A 20,671-nucleotide genomic window follows, 5' to 3' on the forward strand; every position below is an offset into this window, starting at 1 on the left:
CTTCTCTACATTAGCTGCCTGATTTTATCCACATCAGACGTTTTTTATATCGTACTAACTGCTTATTTCCATAGTGGGCAAAGGCTGGTATTTCCTGTTCGGATGCCGTTACAAGTAGAGGATTTCGGGCGGAAAAATGCTCAAAAAGGGAGTCTCCAGTTACAGTTGATATCATTTCGAGAGGTTCCTCAGTGGCTTCCAGCAAGGAACCGTAAATAAATCCTTTTCTGTCATCCGGCAGTTCAATTTGATACCACGAATTGGTAGCTCCGAGAATTCGTACAGCTTCATTTTGATTCAGGCTTGCAATAGGAGGCCTTTGGGTGGAAGGCAGGGGACGAACATTTGCTTTTGCATTTTGAACTCGACTCCATTTTCCAATTAACGAGGTATCTACATCCGGATCAGATGCTGTTGGACTAGGATCATCAATAAAGGGAAGAGGATTCACGGCGCCGTTGTCATAAATACCAAAATGGAGATGAGGAGGAGTTGTTCGGGCGTTGCCGGTATTGCCTACTAAGCCCAGTGTATCCCCAACTTCAACCTGCTGCCTGCTCTGGACCGTGATGGAATCCAGATGGGCATAGTATAATCCACGTCCATCTGAACGCAGCCAAACGATATTTCCGCCGAGATTGCTGGTGCCGGTACGTGATACCTGTCCTTTTGCCGCTGCAATAGCAGGGGTGCCACGGCCTGTAAAGATATCGACTCCTTCATGCCGGCGTGCGCCCCCATCGCGGGGAGCGCCCCAAAAGCTTTTGATATTGGCCGGGCTTGCTTCGGCAACCGGAAAGCTCATGGATGGATCATCTGTTATAGAGAGAGTTATGGATCCACTAACCAAAAGTTCTGGCTGTAATCTCAGTATTACAGTTTGATTTTGGTTACTCTCATAATGCAGCAGGGAATCTTCCGCAGATATTATTCTGGATGGTTCTTCGTTCCCATCCTCAAAAGCAAACAGATCCATGAATAGCTGGTGAGTCGTATCTGTTGGAGATATTCTGGCATTGAGAACTCTTCCCCGCTCTATATCTAATTGCCAGGAATACGCAACCGGTTCGTCTTTGAAATACGATACCGTAACTTTATGTGGAATGGTAGTTTCGACCGCCTGTGAAAGGGCCGAGTCTCCAGCCTGTCTCCACTCCCGGACCATCGGCTTATCGCCTATGGGACTATCCAACAGGGACTTTTCATAACTTTCATAGGGACTCATTGGTTGGAAGGTTCGCTTGACAGTCTTACAGCTTTCCATCACAAGTATGATAGCGAGGACCACTATAAAGATTAAAATAGACGTCTGTTTCATAATAGCATAGCAGCACTTCAGGTTATAAGAATTAATTCATGATCTACACCTAAAAAACGACGTTCTCCAAGTGGATAATTAATAACGTAATTTCGGAACTATTGTTTCTGTAACCGTATCTCCTAATGAAGATAGAAAAGATATATTAATTGTTCTGTAATTAATGCTTTATAAGCTTTATTTTTAGCGTTTACAGATCAAGATTAAACAAATTAAAGAAAATATTTATGGAAGGTTCTGTACGTGTACGATTTGCACCGTCTCCCACCGGATTATTACATATTGGTGGCCTGCGGACGGCCCTGTATAATTATCTTTTTGCCAAAAATAATGACGGCGATTTTATTCTTCGAATTGAAGATACCGATCAGGAAAGATATGTGGAAGAAGCAGAAGAGGATATTGTAAAATCGTTGCTGTGGAGCGGTATAGAATTCGATGAAGCACCCGGCAAACCCGGAAAAGTAGGTCCCTATCGTCAGAGTGAGCGCAAGGAGATGTACGAAGAATATGCCGAGCAGCTCATAGAACAGGGTAATGCCTATTATGCATTCGATACGCCGGAGGAACTGGATCAAATGCGCGAACGCTTGAAGAAATCGGGCAATCCCGCACCTAAATATGATGCCATTACGCGTATGTCCATGAAGAATAGCCTGACTCTTCCCCAGGAAGAAGTTGAGCGTAAGCTGGAAGAAGGAGATGAGTATGTGATCCGGTTGAAAGTACCCCGGCGCGAAACCATCCGATTTGAGGATGAGATACGTGGGTTTGTTTCATTTGAAAGTAAAGGACTGGATGATCAGGTATTGCTGAAATCAGATGGCATGCCTACGTATCATCTGGCTAATGTGGTAGATGATCACTTAATGAAAATTTCGCATGTTATTCGCGGAGAGGAATGGCTTAGCAGTACTCCCAAACATATCCTGATGTATGAGTATTTTGGATGGGAGCCCCCGAAAATGGCGCACCTGCCACTTATTATGTCTCCCAGCGGAGGAAAACTTTCCAAGCGTAAAGCGGAAAGTGAAGGTATTCCCATTAATACACGGGATTATATTGAGCAAAAATTCGAGCCGGAAGCCCTCATTAACTTCCTGGCTTATCTGGGCTGGAGTCCCGGTGACGATTCTGAACTCCATACCATGGACGAGCTTATTGAACTCTTTTCGCTGGATCGGGTAAGTAAAGGCGGGGCCGTATTTGACTATCAAAAGCTGATTTGGTACAACGAGCATTATCTCCGTGAAAAATCGGCTAATGAGCTATTTCCCCGTGTACGTTCTATCGCTGAAGAGCATGGTATTCAGCCAGATGAGGCATATATGAAAGAGATCATACCACTGATGAAGGAACGGGTAAGTAAGATAGAGGATTTTGTTACGATGGGACGGTTCTTCTTTGAAGATCCCAAGGAGTACGAAGACCAGGCCATGAAAAAATGGAAAGATAATAGCGTTGATCTTTTACAGGCCTATGTGGATGAGATTGAAAAGCTGAATGTGAAAGAGTTTAAAGCCAAAAAACTCAAGGATAAAATTAAAGAGGTAATCAATGAACATGACGTGGGCTTTGGTCCGCTGATGATGCCTCTTCGTGTAGCAGTTACCGGCATGGGATACGGCCCTGATTTAACGCCTACGCTTGAGCTTTTAGGTAAAGAAACTACGATCCGGCGGATTAAAACCGCTATAAAACGACTGGGTTAATTTACTCGGAGTTAAAAAATTTAAACCTGGCAGAATATAAAATTCCTGCCAGGTTTTTTAGTTGAGACGGTAAGAAGGATAAAAAAATCTGGCAAATTAATTCAGAGATTGTATTTTCACTGATCAATAATATATGCGAAGATCAGCCTAACAGATAAGTGAGGTATCATTGATGAAGTGGAAGGTTCTGTATTGGATAGCCGGACTGAGTGCTCTGTTTTTGTTCCTTAATATGATAGGAGTTCCTGAAGCCATTGCGGCTCAGGGAGGTAAGTCCTCTCCGGATATTGTTGGCTCATGGCTCAGTATATTGCCTCCGCTGGTAGCTATTGGAATTGCCCTTATTTTTCGGCAGGTATTGTTTGCGCTTTTTCTAGGAATATGGTGCGGGGCTTTTTTAGTCGGAGATATCTCGTTCGGTGGTGTATTCACCAGTTTTTTTACGACGCTTAGTGGCTATATTGTTCCAGCTACAGCCGATGAAAGTCATATGAGTATTGTGATTTTTACGCTTTTAATTGGCGGCATGGTGGGAATTATTACGGATAATGGAGGCACCCGGGGAGTCATACAGCGTATTAGCGGACTGGTGCGAACCAAAGTGCACGGACAGCTCATGACGGCACTAATGGGCTTTATCGTCTTTTTTGATGATTATGCCAATACAATGGTGGTGGGCAATACAATGCGTCCCCTTACCGATAAGTTGCGCATTTCACGGGCGAAGCTTGCTTACTTGGTGGACGCTACTGCCGCTCCCATTGCAACTATTGCGCTGGTAAGTACCTGGATAGGAGCCATGGTTGGATTCATTGCGGATGCTCAGGAAAAAATGCCTGAATTTAATGAAGCGGCATACGGAGTATTTCTCAGTTCCCTGCCCTATAACTTTTATGCTTTCTTTACCATCTTTTTTGTACTGATGATTGCGTGGTCGGGACGCGATTTTTCTACTATGTTAAAAGCACGTATCAATCTTTATAAGGCTAAACATAATCCCCAGCTGGACACCTATAACCTTTGGAAGGATAAAATTAAGGATGACGAGGAGAAGCAGGCAGTTTCTCATTGGTCGAACGCTGCTATTCCTATTTTTACCCTCGTTTTCGGTACCATCGGGGGACTTTTTATAACAGGAGAGGGGAGTACAGTTCAGGAAATAATTGAGACCGCCGATTCTTACAAGGGCTTGCTCTGGGGGTCGCTACTTTCAATTGCTGTGGCCGTAGTCATGACCCTGGGCAAAAAACTATTAAATGTTGAAGAAATGCTTGAAGGCATGATGGAGGGAATGCATACGATGTTCGATGGATTGCTTATTCTTGTTATGGCCTGGGCATTGAGTGCGATTACAGTAGAATTGGGTACAGCGGATTATTTGATGTCTGTCTTTGGCGAGACACTGAATCCTTATTGGCTGCCTGCCTTGGTATTAATCCTGTCGGCCCTGACGGCTTTTGCTACGGGATCGAGTTGGGGAACCATGGGCATTTTGATGCCGTTAGTGGTCCCTTTGGCCTGGGAAATTGGCAGTAATAACGGCCTTCCAGTCGAAATGACCTACCAAATCATCTATGCTAGTGTAAGCGCTGTATTAGGAGGATCTGTTTGGGGGGATCATTGTTCGCCTATTTCAGATACAACGATTCTTAGCTCTATTGCTACGCAATGCGACCATGTGGAACACGTAAACACCCAGCTGCCTTATGCCATGATTGTTGGAGGTATAAGTATTGTTGGGATGATCTGTGTCCTGGTAGCGGGAATCTCTTTCTGGATTATATATCCAGTAGGAATCGCATTAATTGTTGGTATTATCTACAAGTTTGGAAAAGTACCAGATCCGGAAGAATATGCCCCCGAAGGCAAAGAGGCGGCTTCTACCCGGTTAGACTAATTTGTAAAGATTCTTTATCAGTTAATCTGTGGGATTTTGATCTCAAACTCAAAGCTGTTCTCTTCTTTTATTTCCTGTGTGGCGGGCTTGTAACGCCGTTCGATAAATGTGACGGTATTATGTTTATTAATCAGTAATACTGTAGAGCATCGGGTGCCATACTCTTCTCCTTTGATAAAAATAGGGGAAATTTCTTTTTCTACCTCTCTGGGGATACCGGTGTCGGGTAATTGGTCTTCGGGTGCTTTTACATCATCGCCTAAAAGATCAAAAAGGGCTTCTGTTGAAACTTTTTGCTTGTTGAGAACATGGCTTAACTTATTTTTTGAACGTTGTACTTTTGGCCATGGAGTATTCAACAAGTGATTACTCAGTCCGTAAATACCGGGAGATAATGACCGCACAATTCCTTCCTGGTTTGAATAATAGCCCAGTGTATTGATATTTCCAGTCAGAAGATTAAATCCCTGATAGTTGTCAGCTTCCTGATGAAGCTCCTGCAGGTAGGAAAGAGGATCGGTTTTATTAATTAAAAAGTTCAGCGTTAATTTTCCGCGGCTCGGAGGATCTTCTTTGGTTATGTTGGGATCCCTGTAATTGGTGACTGCCGAAAATTCCCCTGCGCGACTAATGCCCATCCAGGTTCCTCCTGCCTCCAAGTCCTTGCCAGCAAGTATATCCGGATGCGAATTCCAGAACTGGGCACCCCGGGTAGGGCGTGCGTACTGTTCATCTCTGTTGGCAGCAAAGATCAACCTGTAGTTTGGGTGCGCGTTATAACCAAAAACAATAAGACACATATTCCGTGTATATAAATAGATTTTGGGCTTTTAACTTAAAGAACAAGGATTATAGAATATTAATTCTCAAAACATTTTTACATATTCTACGTGAAAGAATACAACTAGAGACCAGAACTACTTTTATTTTTTGAGATAAGTGAGTCTTACCATTCGTGAATATAGCTTTTTTGTACTTTCCCTGCTTGCAGCGGTGTGGTTTTTTGTGGGCTATCCTACACAGGACCCACGCAGCAGTATAAATCTTTCGTTAGAAAAAACGGAAGTAGAACAGAAGGCAAAGGAAGCGTTCGGTGGCTTTGGATTCGCTACCCAGCATTATAGTTCTGAGGTTAATTTCGACGCTCACCGTAGTCTTTTGGATTCTCTTCAAAAAGAACTTGGTCGATCGGAGTTGATTGAAAAAATAAAGTCTGGTGAGATTCAAAATCTCAAACCGTTTTATTGGCAGGTTAGATTCACCCCTACCACTGAAGGCCGTTCGTCTATTATAGGATTAGCAGGTACAGAGGATTCTAATGATGGACCACCCGGAGAAAACGATGAATATATCGAATTGCGTTTTGATATGCAGGGCGAACTCATAGAGGTACGCAATCCTAATGCGATAATACCAAATAAGGCGGTAAATCGCCCGGCTTTAGGAGCAGCTTTTGGACCTGGAAAAGATGGAATTGGTGAACTGCTATCATCATTGTCGGACTCTTCACTTAGCCGGCAATTCGGTATTGATGTACAGCGAAGCGATATAGATACAGAATCAGTGGCTCAATGGTCTTTGGAACGCTTAGAAACGTTATTAGACGAAGGAGGCCGGGTTGGATTGACAGAGCCAGGTATCTTCAATATAACTTCTTATTATTTGGGACAGACCGGATGGGATGTAACCGCTTTTGTAAAAGATACGGTTCGTCTTGGTCGGACGAATGGGACAAATACTGCTAACGCTCGATTCCAGGGAGCTCAGGAAGAACAGGGGCAAAAAGTTCGTATTGATGTGAGTGTTACGGCTACAGGTGGACTTTTATCAATAGAATCGACGTATAATCCGGATGGTAATGGAAATACGACCTTTCATGAGTTATGGCCTGTATTACGTACTATGCTTATTTTCCTATTTTGCCTGGCGGGAGTCATTATTTTCTTTTTTAGGATAAGGGCGCGGGCTATTGATACGAAACCGGCTTTGGTGATAGCCATCCTGGCGGGAGTCATGGTTTCTGTGCAGATGCTGCTTTCAACCATTGTCCAAACCGATATTTTTACCGAATCTACAGATTTAACCACAAGTATTTTAATTCTGGTCGTTACGGGAGTATCCGGTGCCGCCGCCGCATTAGCCTTTTTTGTTTTTTCTGCCATAGGTGATTCCATAACCCGTCAACATTGGTCTGAGAAGCTAAGCCTGTACAATTATATACGTCAAGGTATGCTTTTTAATAAGCCGGTGGGCTATATGTTGATACGATCGGTTCTATGTGCGTTTCTTTTGGCAGGTCTGTGGACGCTAGTACTCTGGTTATTTCCTAAAATGTACCTGGATATCCAGCAGGTATTTCTCCATGAACAGGCTATGTGGCCACCTATATATATTATGTTTAAAAATGGTGCTATTGCCTTAAGCGTAACGCTGGGAGTATTTTTAGTACTGGGGGGACAAGCATATGCACAGACAAAAAACAGTATTATTTCATCGCTGTTTATGGTATTAGCTTGCACTATAGTGGTCCCTATAGCAGGAGATTATGGTCCTGCTATAAAGGAGATTGGAAGTGCATCAATTGTGGGAATAGCATTGGTGCTTATCTATTTGAAATGGGAAGTCGTGACACTATTATTAAGTCACTTTTTATTTCTGGGACTGTTGACATCCGCTGGTGGATGGGTCGTCGAAAATTCAATAGATGCCTATATTTTTATCTTCCAGATGGGACTAATGGCATCCATATTTGTAGCAGGAGTCTGGACAATTTTAAAAGGAAAGGATGAAAAAGTATTAACAAGATTTGTTCCCGAATATGTAGAAGAGTTGGCCCAGGAACAGCGCATTAAACAGGAACTCCAAATTGCCCGGGAGGTGCAACAGTCATTTTTACCTATTCGAACACCAGAGTTTGAGCATCTCGAGTTGGCAGCTATTTGTAAACCTGCTTATGAAACCGGTGGAGATTATTATGATTTTATTCCACTTGATGATAACCGAGTTGCCGTAACCATTGGAGATGTGAGCGGAAAAGGGATTGAAGCCGCTTTTTATATGACTTTTATAAAGGGCATTTTACACAGCTTATGCAGGGAGATTGATTCCCCGGCAGAATTATTGAAAAAAACTAATCGATTATTTTATGACAATGCTTCCCGGGGTATTTTTATTTCTCTGGTGTATGGCATTGTTGATCTGAATAAACAGGAATTCCACTTTGCCAGGGCAGGTCATAATCCTATTTTACGTATGAATACTAAGGAGTCTGTGATAGAAGAGTTACAACCCAGGGGAATTGGTCTCGGGCTATCATTAGGCTCTCCTTTTGACAATCAGATTGAAGAAGTACGCCTGAAGCTTTATGATAATGATGCCTTAGTACTTTATACTGATGGTATTACAGAAGCATTAAATGAAAAAGGAACTTTTTATGGAAGCCATCGATTGCATAATTTGTTGAAAAAGCAATCAGATAAATCTGCCTCAACAATTTTAGATACCGTATCGAACGATATAAAATCTTATATTGGAGAAGCTAAGCAGCATGATGATATGACAATGATTGTTATGAAGCTTAAGAATAAGGAAAGTGGCCTATTGAAGGAATGATACTTGTATGGAGACGATTTGTGATTTTTCTCTTTCTCTGTTTTAGGAGCTTAAGTGTTTTGGGCCAGGATATTGATTGGGTATCACTGCAGGAGGCACAGACTAAAGCTTCTGAAGAAGACAAAAAAGTGCTCATCTTTGCGGAAGCTGAATGATGTGGGTACTGCCAAAAAATGGATGATGAAGTCTTCTCAACACAGGCTGTAACTGTCAGCCTTGGGAAATACTTTAATGGTGTACTTCTCGATATTGAGTCAGTTGCAATCGTTAAGTTTAATGGCGAACGACTTTCCGAAGAATCATTAGCTAAAAAATTTAGAGCATTTCAAACACCTTTGAGGAATATCTAATGGATCACAGTATTGAAATAAAATAGTTATATTTTATAAATACGATACTCCGCTGTTAGTAAGGTTAAACAAAGATATTCGATTTCTGAACGATTAAGAATTATGGTTTTAAGTCAAGCTGTTGAAGATTATTTAAAAGTTATTTACAGAATCGAACTGGAGGGAAATAAGGCAACAACTACCAAAGTTGCCGATGCACTTGAGGTGTCTTCAGCTTCCGCTACCAATATGGTAAAACGTCTATCAAAAATGGGATTGGTGGATTATGAGTCCTATAAAGGGGCATCACTTACCAAGTCTGGTAAGAAAATTGCTCTTGAAATTATACGTCATCACCGATTACTGGAGCTTTATTTGTTGGAAGTAATGGGCTATTCCTGGGATGAGGTGCACGAGGAAGCGGAAAAACTTGAGCATCATATTTCCGAGCAATTTGAAGAAAAGATTGCCCAGTTACTTGATGATCCCACTCACGATCCCCATGGGGATCCCATTCCTACTAAAGACGGTTTAATGCCTGAAATGAAGGCAGATCCCTTGGTAAATGCAGAGACAGATCAGGAGTACATTGTAAATCGTGTGAAGGATCAGAATCCGGATCTGCTCAGATATCTCGAAAAAATAGGATTATTGCCGGGAATTAAGATTAAAATTAAAGAAAAAGGTCCCTTTAAAGGGCCGATTACCATCCTTATTGAAGGGAATGAGAAGGTAATTGGAAACGATGTGGCTCAAAATATTTTAGTTGCGGAGCTTTAATAATATTGAGGGTAATTTGTTTACTTACCTTAGGTGAGTGAGCTGAGGCATAGCATTTAATTTAATAGTAAAAGTACAATCGAATTAATCGGGTTAGAACTCTTTTCTCCGTTTGTTGAAGGCCTCAAAAGAATGCTGCACATACGCATTGGAAGATATATACTTTAATACCGGATGAAGATTGTCAGCTTCAATAAAACCCGGTAACCGGAGAAGATAATCTCCATTTGATGAAAGAAATATAATAGTAGGAACACTTTCAGCTGTTAGTTTTTGGGCTAATCGGAAGGAGGTAAGTTTTTGTCCTTTATATTGGTGCGTGGTTTCATGGTCACCCCGGTTGAGACGGGTTATGATAAAGTGGTCAGATAATTCAGGCGTCAGCCTGGGGTACACTTCCCTCTCCATTTTTTGACACCAACCACACCAGGGTGCCCATACATGGATCAAAATAGGACGGTTGCTTGAATCGGCTATCTCAATCGCTGTCTCAAAAGGCTGCCACTCCACCTCTGCATTACTTTGAGCAGTGGCTGGAAGGTGCCATCCCGCAAGCAGGAGGGCTGCCAGTAAGCATTTGAACCAAAGGTGGGTTTTAGTTGATATCATGACTCTGGTTTATCTCCAAATTGACTATTATTTTTTATTTTATCTGAGATTGAGCCGAGCCCCAAGTGAAAAGGTGCGGCCAACAATGGGACCCCAGGTATAAATGGTATCAAATTCGGAACTAAATGGGGTTGCTGCATCGACCAATGGACTTCCCTGCGTGTAGTTAAATATATTTTCGACTGAGAAATAGGCTTCGATGCCAACTCCGTGCGATCGGTTTACGTTGCTGAATTCTTTTGTCAGTTTAAGATCATGGGTAGAAAAAGTAGGAGACCATCGGTTGCGCCCAAAATTCTCTACATAATTGTCTGGCATTCGCTTGGGACCTACGAGATTGCCAGAGTAGCCGAGAGTCATGTCCCATTTATTCAGCTGGTAAGTCGCCCCAAATGATCCGGTAAAATCCGGGGCATAGGTCAGGGCTTTGCGGATATCACTTTCTTTGGTAAACACGTCCATCAATGTTAGACTTATATCGTAACTGATGGGTAGGTAAGTAAAGTTTTGGTCCAGATTAATAGCAACCCCTTGAGTAACGGAATAGCCGTCCAGGTTTTCATAGACAATTAGGTTAGGGTCCTGATCGTAGTCGGGGATGATTTTGTTGGAAAATCGAGTATAGAATCCGTCTAATCCTATTGTCAATGGATTTGCCCCGAAAGGAATAATATGTTCAATACTAGCAGTAATGCTTTTAGATTTTTCCGGATGTAAATCTTCCCTAAAAACAACTTCTCGCGATCCCGTAAGGGCGGCATGGTCTTCGGTGAATACATTAACAACCCGAAAGCCCGTACCTCCGCTTATTCGTGCGGTTGTATAATTGGTTGGACTGTACTTGACGGAGAGACGAGGAGCTGTTATAAAGCCGTGCTCCGTATGGTGGTCAACACGGAAGCCGCCCAAAAATGTTGCTGCACCGACCGAGAGCTCACCTTGGGCAAAAAGGCCCGGGATAAAGCGACTATTCGTTCCTTCGGAGGTAGCTGGCGTATTATCATTGTAGGTTTGATAACGAAGAGTAGCGCCCGTCAGCAATTGGATTGATTCCGTAATTTTTTGATTCCAGGTAGCCTGCCCATAGAGAATATTTTGCCGGGCTTTATAATGTTCGGTGCCGTAGTAGCTGTCTTGGTCGTGATAGGTAAGCGCTCCGCTAATGCGCAGCTGCTGATCCAATCCCGCAGGATGATAGTCAGTCATTAATTCCGCTCGACGGGTATAGATTGATTCTCCGTAAATCTGATTGGAGCCACGTACTGCATCCGAATAATCTTGCGTGCCGCCTGTACGATTTTCATCATATAATTTGGCAGCAATATTTATTCGTTGTTCCCCATTTTTTCCTTCCAGGGTGCCCTTGCCAAAAATGCCCACCTGGGATCGTTTAGGCATATCATTAAAGCCATCGTCATTGTTATCAAAATAGTGCGCCATGCGGCCAAGATTTCCACTGATAAAACTTTTGAAACGACCAACTTTTGGGGAAGCAGCCAGGTTAATATTTCCCTCCCGTGTGCTTTTTGTATAAATATCAGATGAAAAGGAGGGAGTATTGGCTGGATTTTTGGTAATTATATTAACGACTCCTCCTAAAGCTTGCGTACCGTACAGGGTCGATTGTGGACCTTTAATAACTTCAACCTGGTCAATGATGGATGGACTTATGCCATTTAACCCGTAGACCGAAGCTAAAGCTCCCATAATGGGCATGCCATCGATTAATACCGCTGTATTGGGTCCTTCAACACCGTTGATACGGATGGCATTTGTACCACAAACCCCACAGTTTAGCTGGGTGGAAAGACCGTTAACACTATCGATTAAATCCATAATGTTAGCGCTTGTTTTACCCTGTTCAAGACGTTTGGGAGTGACGACCGCAACTTTTACCGGGGATTCTCTGGTAAAAGTTTTTCGCATAGTCCCGGTGACCACCACTTCACCGAGCTCTTCGGTTGTCGTTTCTAGCGTTATTTCTAACTTTGCTGTTTGGCCGGATTGGATGGATATTTGTTTTTCATATTCAGCATAGCCCACTGCTGAAACAATGAGAGTATATTTTCCGGAAGGAATGTTTTTAATAATGAATTTGCCTTTGTTATCGCTCGAAGTACCTTTTTGGTTTTCCTGGATGGCAATGTTGGCCCCTGCTACAGCTTCTCCTTCACTACTCGTTATTTTTCCTTCGATGATACCTGTATTGGATTGACCCAATGCGGAGCTCAATGAGAAAAGAGTGATAATAAAACATATTATGGCGACACGACTGGGAAAAAACATTTGACCGTTATTTATTTATCCTTAACTAAATTTAATATAAGACTTATATAATATTTAGCCAAGGCTAAATTTAGGGAGTTGCGGGCATATCCTTTAACAGGAAACACTAGAGATTAAATGAAGATAGAGTTGAAGGTTTTATATAATTGGGAAGTCAAATAAAAAAGCCAGGCCCAAGAATACTCAGGCCTGGCTTATTAAGTGCTTGACATAAATAGTCAGGGCAATGTTGTTTCTTTTTCTTTTTTGTTCCTATTAGTACCTGGAAGGGAAGGCTTATAATGCTTTCTATTTTTTAATTCCCGCTTTTTCTGTTCTCGTTTTCGCCAGATGATAAAGCCAGTGATAGATAGGAGCGCCGGGGCTAATCCGAACAGACAGTATAATATTTTGATGATAATGCCTCCCCAGTCTCCAAAATGAAGCGGGTAGGTAAAACTCAGAAGATGTGTAGTAACCGGCTGATTTTGGATAAAGAAAGCATTGCTTTCTGTTCCAGTTTTGGGATCAAATTGTACATAGTTTGAAAATTCATAATGGATGGGTAAGTCTGATTCCATATGTCCATATAGCGTAATCTGGCGATCTGGTTGTGCAGGCATTCGTACGTAAGAAGGATCAAAGCTCGGATAAGATTCTTGGACAGTTTCTATCACTTTGTCCAGAGATGCTTCAATGGCAGGAGGATCAGGAAGGGGAGCGGACCCGTCATCGGATTTGATATGCGTCTGAACAATAATCAACATAATAACTACGCCTGTTATGGCGGTTATCAAGTTGAAGATGAGGGCCCAAACACCGACGGTACGATGCAGCTCTGAGGAGGTAGACTGTAAGTTTCGGAAACGGGGACGTATTTTAAACGTAAGTACTTTTTTTATGGCCTTGCGATAAAACCAAAAACCGGTGATGAGGGAGCATATAAACATCAATCCCGAGATGAGCAGAATAACCTCGCCGATAAAGCCGGAGTGCAGCTGATAGTGGAGCTTAAGCATCCAGTAAGAGAAAGTACTTTCTCTATTAAGATCCCGCAGGATTTCACCCGTCACCGGATGCAGGTACAAATATCGACGGGTATCGGGCCGACGTATCTCGGCTTCAATTGCCCGGTCAGCTTTTTCGGGAATAACGGTCAATCGTACATCCCAGTTGGGATGTTTTTGAATGATCGAAGAGTAGGCGTTGTCGAGAGAAACGGGTAGATCAGAATCCGGCTCGTAGATAACATCGCGCTGGATGAAGTGTTCGATTTCATCGTCAAAAACCAGTATAGAACCGGTTAAGCCCATGATAAGAATGAAGATGCCAGCTATTAGGCCGAGCCACTTATGGATAGAAAGAAGAAATCGTTTGTCCATAGAATAAAACTGTCGAACTTAAAAAAGGTTCGGCAGCTTACCGCAAGTATCTTTAAAGATTTACCGTCAGTGTTGCATTCAGCCTGGCACCCGGACCTTTTGCATAGCCTGTACTAAAGGCAGCACCGGCCCACTGAGAAATAGCGGGATAATAGTCTGTATTCAGCAAATTGTCAACGGCAAGGCTGAAGGATCCGAATGGGAGTTCATAGCTTGAGATCAGATCAAATACCGTATAAGAATTTACTTTATTCTTGTAGGCGGGGAAACTCCCGTTTTCAAGTCGTTCAAATCGATTGCGTTCCGCGGAATGAATCATGCTGATTCGGGTGCTTAGTTTCGAAGTGAATTGATATTCAGTATAAGCAGTAAATTTGGGAGGCGAAATACGACTGTTGACAAGGAACTCATCAACCGGATCGGTGTAACTACCATTATCATTGTTATCGGTGCGACCCTCGGTGAAGGTATAGGAAGCTCCAATTCCCAGCTTGTTAGTGGGACGTGCATGAGCGCTCACTTCAACTCCGTATACGATTTCCGGAGATCGTACGATACCGAGGTTTCCGTTTTCATCTTCTTGATAGGAGGCACCGAGATCGGAGCTGCTCACAAAGCCGGAAATAGAGCCCCGGAAGATATCAAATGAGCTATTTACGCCAAGTTCGTAGTTCTGTATGATTACTGGTTCCGGATCAATTCTTTGAACCGTCGTTGACTCCGTCGCACTTCGCAGGGTACGCCCCAGGTCGGCCACAGAAAATCCCTGAGAAATACTCACAAACGGGTTAAATGTGCTGAATTTTTTAAAGCTGAGCCCAAGGTTATAGGTTAGTGCACTGTAGTCAAGCGAACCGCCCTCTATATCTACGCCACCGCTGTAGCTGCCATCCGGATTCACCATTTCAGCAGTCGTGTAATCCGGAACGTCTATATTTAATGCCTCGAACCGCATGCCACCCTTGAATACCCAATGGTCGTAGAAGGTTGTCTTAAGCTGTGCGTAGGGAGCATAGCTGGCCATAGTCATTTCAGGGGTCACCGTTCGGCCGTCGAGCAGGGCTTGCTGGGTCTTATCACTGAGCAGATCAACACCATAGACAACAGAACCCTGAACTTGATCGGAAAGAGTGAAAGGGGATTTGAAGTTAAAGCGAATCCCATATTTTTCCGACTGTAGATAGCTTTGCCCACCATCCCGGTATCCATCATAATAACCGAACAGGGTTTCATAGTCCTGCAGGTAAGCGGTGGCATCCAGCGAGGTGCTGCCCAATATATCCAGCCAGCGGTAATTCAGTCGCGCATTATGATTCCCGCGGGTGCCCTGTGGTTCTCCACGTACTTCGCCCTTCTCTGCGGTCGCTTTCTGTTCGGGATAAGTGCCGGCAACGGTCACATAATCTGTTTCCTGATCGTTAGAATAAAAGTTATACATGGCTTCTATATGATGTTTAGGGGCAATGTCGTAACCGATCTGACCATGCAGATTATAGACCGAAGCTTCGGACAATCCCCCTTGTCCCTGTGGATTAGTGGGAATGATATCGCCCTGGGCATCTTTAAATAATCCTTTTTGTTCGAGTGAACCACTCAGGTTGTAGCTTATACCGTTACTGTATCCGCTAAAATATTGAGAGAACCGGTAGCCAAGACTGTTATCAGGAGAAGCCAATGATACATTGGAGCCGATTTTAGAGGTCGAGCTAAATCCCTCTGTCCGGGGAAGTTCGGTGATATAGTTAATTAGTCCCCCTGTAGCACCATTTCCATAAATGGCCGTCGCTCCCTTAATGATTTCAATACGGTTAATCGCCCCGGCATCGATCGTTTGCAGGTCGCGACTCACCGCACGCAGCGGGGTGGACTGTGGGATCCCGTCAATCAGCACAAGATAATCACGGCCTCGGAGATTTTGTCCCCAGTTACTGGACGATTCTGTACTTTGTGAGAAGCCTGGAACCTCCCTGGCTAACATGTCATTGAGATCAGAATTGATCGTCATTCCTTTATCGATTTGCCGAGAGTTGATTATACTTATAGAAGCCGGAACTTCATCAATCGTTTCAGCACTACGGATTGCAGAAACGATAACCTCATTCATACCAAGGATATCCTTTTCGAGCTTAATAGCAATATTTCTGGTGACACCTTCCTGAATGGTTATCTTGCGCTCTACTTTTTGATAACCGATTCCCGATACCTGGATGGTATGCGTTCCAGCGGGGATGCGCTCAATCGTAAAAAATCCGTCAGCATTGGTTGCCCCGCCAAGGGTAGTGCCTTCAATACCGATATTAATACCAGGCAGTGTTGCCCCGCTTTCGGATTCCGTAACGGTACCCTCAAGTTGGCCGTGCTGGGCAAGGACAACCGTTGACAGACTCAAAAAGATTCCGGCTGCAAAAAGTAACTTATGGGTAATACTTGTGATGATGTTCATAATCTGATAGATATTTAAGAGTCTAAGTTTATTAGATCTTTTAATTCAGTATAAATGCCAGATTTCCCATCTATTTAAATCAATTATAAATAGGGGGGGCAATATTATGTAGATTTGATCTAAATAACAATCCTGAATCTAAAGTTTCTCTTTGTTTTGAGATTGCTGAGCAAAGGTTTTTTCTACCGACTGCCGGAGGAAATCAGTAATTAGTGAATCGGGCAGCAGGGTTTTGCCGCTCCATTTGAAATCGAGGTCCTCAAGCCGATCGGCTACCGCCTGTTCACGTCCCCCGGAAGAGAGAAATAGCGGTACGACAATGACATCGCCAAACTGACCGGCCTGTCGAACGAGGGCCCGCAGGTTTGCTTTGGCTTGGTTGAAAATTTCATCAGAAGCATCATCACGTACCGTAGTAGCAAAAATCTGTTTGTAAGGGGACCCTTGCTCTTTTTGGAGGGATTGAATTTTGTGAGACAGGCTCTCCATTGTTTCTATCCATTTTTTGTTGTCGCCCTCGGCATTAGGTCCGTGAGCGACCAGCAGCACTGTTTCATTGGCGGGATTGGAGCTGAGTTCTTGAATTCGCTTATTAAGTATTTCGGCTACTACAGGATGATCATCCAACGGCGGAGCTAGCGTAATTTCTGTTCCAATGGGAATTGGCTGCAGGTTTTCCGGCATATAGAATCCATGGTCGCCGGAGGAATGCTCAGCTGAATCCTGTTTGATGCCATGCATCTCTTTATATTCATCGATGTGATGCATCAGCGGCATCGGTCGTTCGGGCAGGGAGTCGTGCTTGCCCAGCAGATACCGGTTCTGGCGGATAATCGGGCTGTAGCTGGAGATAAAGAGCTGCACTACAGCAATTCTGGAAACATTCTGTTCCTCCAGCTTTTTGATGCCGTTATGCATCGTCACGTAGTTGGCCATCCCGAAGGCCACTTCTACTTTGTGTTCTTTTTTAAGCGGTTCTGTGGCTTCTATAACGGTTTTATTCCATTCTTCGCTGCCTCCGTGGGCCAGGACAAGAACGCCCGTATCCTGGGAAGACACGGCAGAAACATGGAAAAAGAGTAACAGTGCAAGGAAGAAGAAATATCGGTTGTAGTTAGTCATGGTTATACGTTTTAAGGATTGTACTTAGTTTTTTATTAGGCCGTCCCTTTGCCGGCAGGGAGAGCAAGGGTAGAAACCCTCCCTGCGGCAAAAAAGACGGACAATAGGACAGGAAGGCCCTATTGCAGCTCTCTTGATCCATGTAACTGGATAGCGTATTCGAAGGTGTAATGTCCGGATGGATAATTATCGGGATTGTTGTTGAATTCATCGCCTGAGAGATCGGGATTGCCTTTGTAATAACTCAGGATGTTTATTTTGGCATACTGTGTGCCGCCAGCTGTTCGAATCACGATAGTTTTTCCTTCAATGGGGGTAACGATATGCGTGGAAGGATTGTAATGATACCATCCGTTGTCAGAGCCTGTAGGAATAGCAAGGTTTGTGGAAGAAGTATCAATCACATATCCTTCGGATGGCGCCATAGCTGTAGCCTCAAATGATTGATCTAAAACAATGGCCCCTCCGTCACCGGGCCCGCTACTTCCGCTATTCGTATAAATGGTTGTTCTGGAAAAAGCGATATCCCACTCCGTGGAAGCAGAATCCTGGACTAAGGTGTTCTCACGAAGGCTGTAGTAGGCAATTTGAGGATTGCCGCGTTCACCTGTTGAGATATCGGTTACAGTATGCGTTTCAAGCTGAGATTCTTCGCCGTTGGATCCGGTGGTATCGTTGCTGCAGGCGGTGAATACAAAAGCAAGAGTCGCAGCTATGAGCGTAAGTGAGTATAGTTTTTTTGTCGTTGGTAGCATGATGTTTTTGATCTGATTGATTTTAGGTTAATAGAGTTGTAGTGAAAGTTGGCCATAGAAAAGTCTTCCGGGTAAATGGGAGAGATCAGCGGGACGCATAAAATCAAAAATATTGTCAATGCCGAGACGTAGCGTGTACCGATCGTTTACGGTTTTGGCAATTGATGCATCCCATACCATATATCCATCTTCATATTCGTCGGGATCTACATAACTATTTCCGTTTGCATCGATGCGACCGTATTTCCCGTGCCAGTTGCCCCGGATGTTGGCATCGATATTCAAGGCCTCCCAGAAATAATACATTTTGATATTTGCGGAATGTTTTGATCGGTTAAACATCGGCTCGTAGGAGCTGAATTCTTTTTCAATGACTTCTCCATCCTCATCCTGTACGGTTTGGGTCTCTTCAACTTTGCGGCGCGCATCCAGCAGCTGGTAGCTTGCAGATATCTCAAACTGGTCAGACAGCTCCCAGCGGAGCTGCGTTTCTACACCCTGGGTATATATTTCTTCGAGGTTGAAATAGGTGTATACTGACTGTCCATTATTTTTGGTGGCCACCGGAGCTGATTCGATAAGGTTACTGACATCGTTATAAAAAAGATTGACCCGCAGTTCCATATTGTTTGTGGAGAAGAGATCAAAACCGGTATTGTAAGCCCACGACTGCTCGGCCTGGATTTTGCTAAGCTGGTCGAGTGGAATTAAAATTTGTTCAATTTGTCCCTGATTCTGCAGTTCTTCAATTCGCCCTTTTGCATTACTGGATCCGACCACGGTATATCCGACAGTGGGATTGGTAAAGTTCAGAAACAGTTGCCGAAAATCGGGTGCTTTAAAGCCACTGCCCAACGATGCACGAAGGTGTATCCAACTGAACAGTTTGTGGCGAGCCGAAAGCTTGGGACTCAGCTGCGAGGCATATTCACTGTGACTGTCATAACGGAGTCCGCCAATAAAATCCAATTTTCCTGAGGGTGTCCACTCGTGCTGAGCAAATAGAAAATAGCTGTCGAAAGTCGGATCATCGGAATAACGTTGGGCTTTCAGTTGCTCATGCTTAAATCCACTGCCTATGGTAGAAATATGCTCGGTATTCCATCGCTTGGTAAGCTGGAGTTCCGATTTGTTGTAGCTCTGATCGAATGTGGAATGCTCATAAAGACTGTCTCCCTGCTGGTAGTGATAGCGCTTGTTGGTGCGGTAGCGTGTGTAGTAGTGGGATAGTTCCGCACTGAGTCCGGCTCCCAATTCGACATGTAGCGATGGCGCCAAGCTATAATCTTCCTGGAGGGCCTCGCCGTTGAGAAGTGTAGGGTTTTCAGAGGATCCCAGGTAATCGGTACTGGACTGATTTTCACGATAATACCTTCCCCTGTACTCAACTTTTATTGCGTCCGAAAGAGGAACAGTCGTTTGATAGGAAGCCGTGTAGTTATAGTACTCCGGGACGGTCTGGGAAATGGCATCCGGACGGAGGCGGTATCCTTTCGAGCTGTTACGATTCAGGAACAGATTATTTTTCCAGCCGTTTTTTTTAGCGGAAAGGTCAATACCAATATCTCCGGTCTGATTACTGCCGTACCGCGAATTGACGTCCAGTTCGAAGGGGCGACTTCCTTTTTCGGTTATGACATTTATGACCCCGGCCAGAGCATCGCTCCCCCACAGGGCCGAAGAGGGACCCTTGATCATCTCTACCTGCTGTACATTACCTACCGAGATCCGATCCAGGTTGAGCGTGCCAGCCGTTCGGCCGATGAGCGGCTGACCATCAATCATTATTTTGGTGTAATCGGAGGCAAATCCCTGCACTTGGATGCCGGTTCCGTGGTCGGAGGTAAGCGTTAGCCCCGTCTGTTCGGCCAGGATTTCGCTGAGCCGGGTGCTTCCGGACGTTTGAATCTCTTGGTCGGAAATGACGGTTACCGGCTCTGGGACATCCTCGATATCCCGGCGGCTTCGGGTGGCTGTCACTACAACGGAGGGCGATCTATACCGCTTTTGCCTGAGTTTAAAAGTGAGCGTATCTCTTGATGAATGGTCAATTTCAATAGTTTGGTGTAGGGTCCGGTAGCCGATATGGCTGATTTCCAAGTTGTATGTCCCAGCCGGAAGTTGCTGAGTAAAAGCAAACTCACCATTGCTATTTGTAACCGTATGCACTGAGTGATCCTGAATGGTCAGGTGAGCCTGTGCCAGCGGTTCTCCTTGTTGAGTGAGTACTTTGCCCCGTACGGTAGTACTGTTTTGAGCTTTGGCTGGAGTTACTATGATTAGTCCCAAGTATAAGAGACAAAGGGATTGGACAATTTTCATTCTTGTTTTAAAACTTGACTTTTATTTAAACCATCTTTAAATAAGCATCAGAATATAATTTAGATTAATTCTAAATAAAAAGAATGTGATCAATCAAATATCAGATTCTGATTTCAATCAAATAG

The 20,671-nt window shown here is 43.9% G+C and carries 13 protein-coding genes and 1 pseudogene; 5 read left to right on the plus strand and 9 right to left on the minus strand.

All coding sequences use genetic code 11. The features are described from left to right. Positions 1–10 precede the first annotated feature (10 nt). Positions 11–1,318: a M23 family metallopeptidase gene (locus ABEB05_RS09970; protein WP_265789758.1), complete on the minus strand. Its 1,308-nt coding sequence runs from the start codon at positions 1,316–1,318 to the stop codon at positions 11–13. Positions 1,319–1,545: 227 nt separating this feature from the next. On the opposite strand from ABEB05_RS09970, the gene gltX reads away from it, so the two are divergent. Both gltX and ABEB05_RS09980 read left to right on the plus strand, forming a co-directional pair. Then, on the plus strand, positions 1,546–3,030 hold the full coding sequence (gene gltX / locus ABEB05_RS09975) for a glutamate--tRNA ligase (RefSeq protein WP_265789760.1): 1,485 nt from the start codon (positions 1,546–1,548) through the stop codon (positions 3,028–3,030). Between the two features lie 172 nt (positions 3,031–3,202). After that, the gene (locus ABEB05_RS09980) at positions 3,203–4,927 is read left to right on the plus strand and encodes a Na+/H+ antiporter NhaC family protein (RefSeq protein ID WP_265789761.1); all 1,725 of its coding nucleotides are present in this window, start codon (positions 3,203–3,205) and stop codon (positions 4,925–4,927) included. A 17-nt stretch (positions 4,928–4,944) separates the two neighbouring features. Here ABEB05_RS09980 and ABEB05_RS09985 read toward each other — a convergent pair whose 3' ends face one another. Then, positions 4,945–5,727, minus strand: a complete 783-nt coding sequence (locus ABEB05_RS09985) for an NRDE family protein (RefSeq protein ID WP_265789762.1) — start codon at positions 5,725–5,727, stop codon at positions 4,945–4,947. 139 nt (positions 5,728–5,866) lie between these two features. On the opposite strand from ABEB05_RS09985, the gene ABEB05_RS09990 reads away from it, so the two are divergent. From ABEB05_RS09990 to ABEB05_RS10000, 3 genes and pseudogenes are all read left to right on the plus strand, one after another. Next, positions 5,867–8,539 carry a PP2C family protein-serine/threonine phosphatase gene (locus tag ABEB05_RS09990; protein WP_265789763.1) on the plus strand — a complete coding sequence of 891 codons (2,673 nt, stop codon included), beginning with the start codon at positions 5,867–5,869 and terminating at the stop codon, positions 8,537–8,539. A 167-nt stretch (positions 8,540–8,706) separates the two neighbouring features. Next, positions 8,707–8,889: pseudogene (locus tag ABEB05_RS09995) on the plus strand (hypothetical protein); the annotation flags it as partial. 102 nt (positions 8,890–8,991) lie between these two features. Next, complete coding sequence (locus ABEB05_RS10000; protein ID WP_265789766.1) at positions 8,992–9,648, plus strand: metal-dependent transcriptional regulator; 657 nt, start codon at positions 8,992–8,994, stop codon at positions 9,646–9,648. Positions 9,649–9,741: 93 nt separating this feature from the next. Here ABEB05_RS10000 and ABEB05_RS10005 read toward each other — a convergent pair whose 3' ends face one another. From ABEB05_RS10005 to ABEB05_RS10035, 7 genes are all read right to left on the minus strand, one after another. Beyond that, positions 9,742–10,257: a thioredoxin family protein gene (locus tag ABEB05_RS10005; protein WP_265789767.1), complete on the minus strand. Its 516-nt coding sequence runs from the start codon at positions 10,255–10,257 to the stop codon at positions 9,742–9,744. Between the two features lie 39 nt (positions 10,258–10,296). Beyond that, a complete protein-coding gene (locus ABEB05_RS10010; RefSeq protein WP_265789768.1) occupies positions 10,297–12,477 on the minus strand; it encodes a TonB-dependent receptor in 2,181 nt (726 codons plus the stop codon). A 284-nt stretch (positions 12,478–12,761) separates the two neighbouring features. After that, entirely contained in the window at positions 12,762–13,904 is a 1,143-nt protein-coding gene (locus ABEB05_RS10015; RefSeq protein WP_265789770.1) for a PepSY-associated TM helix domain-containing protein, read from the minus strand. Between the two features lie 52 nt (positions 13,905–13,956). Further along, positions 13,957–16,347, minus strand: a complete 2,391-nt coding sequence (locus ABEB05_RS10020; RefSeq protein WP_265789771.1) for a TonB-dependent receptor — start codon at positions 16,345–16,347, stop codon at positions 13,957–13,959. A 138-nt stretch (positions 16,348–16,485) separates the two neighbouring features. Then, positions 16,486–17,469, minus strand: coding sequence for a sirohydrochlorin chelatase (locus ABEB05_RS10025; RefSeq protein WP_265789773.1), 984 nt, complete (start codon positions 17,467–17,469; stop codon positions 16,486–16,488). Positions 17,470–17,588: 119 nt separating this feature from the next. Then, positions 17,589–18,224 carry an HmuY family protein gene (locus ABEB05_RS10030; RefSeq protein WP_265789775.1) on the minus strand — a complete coding sequence of 212 codons (636 nt, stop codon included), beginning with the start codon at positions 18,222–18,224 and terminating at the stop codon, positions 17,589–17,591. Positions 18,225–18,251: 27 nt separating this feature from the next. Beyond that, positions 18,252–20,546: a TonB-dependent receptor gene (locus ABEB05_RS10035; protein WP_265789778.1), complete on the minus strand. Its 2,295-nt coding sequence runs from the start codon at positions 20,544–20,546 to the stop codon at positions 18,252–18,254. Positions 20,547–20,671: the final 125 nt, after the last annotated feature.

This window comes from Fodinibius salicampi, from assembly GCF_039545095.1.
Lineage (GTDB): Bacteria > Bacteroidota > Rhodothermia > Balneolales > Balneolaceae > Fodinibius > Fodinibius salicampi.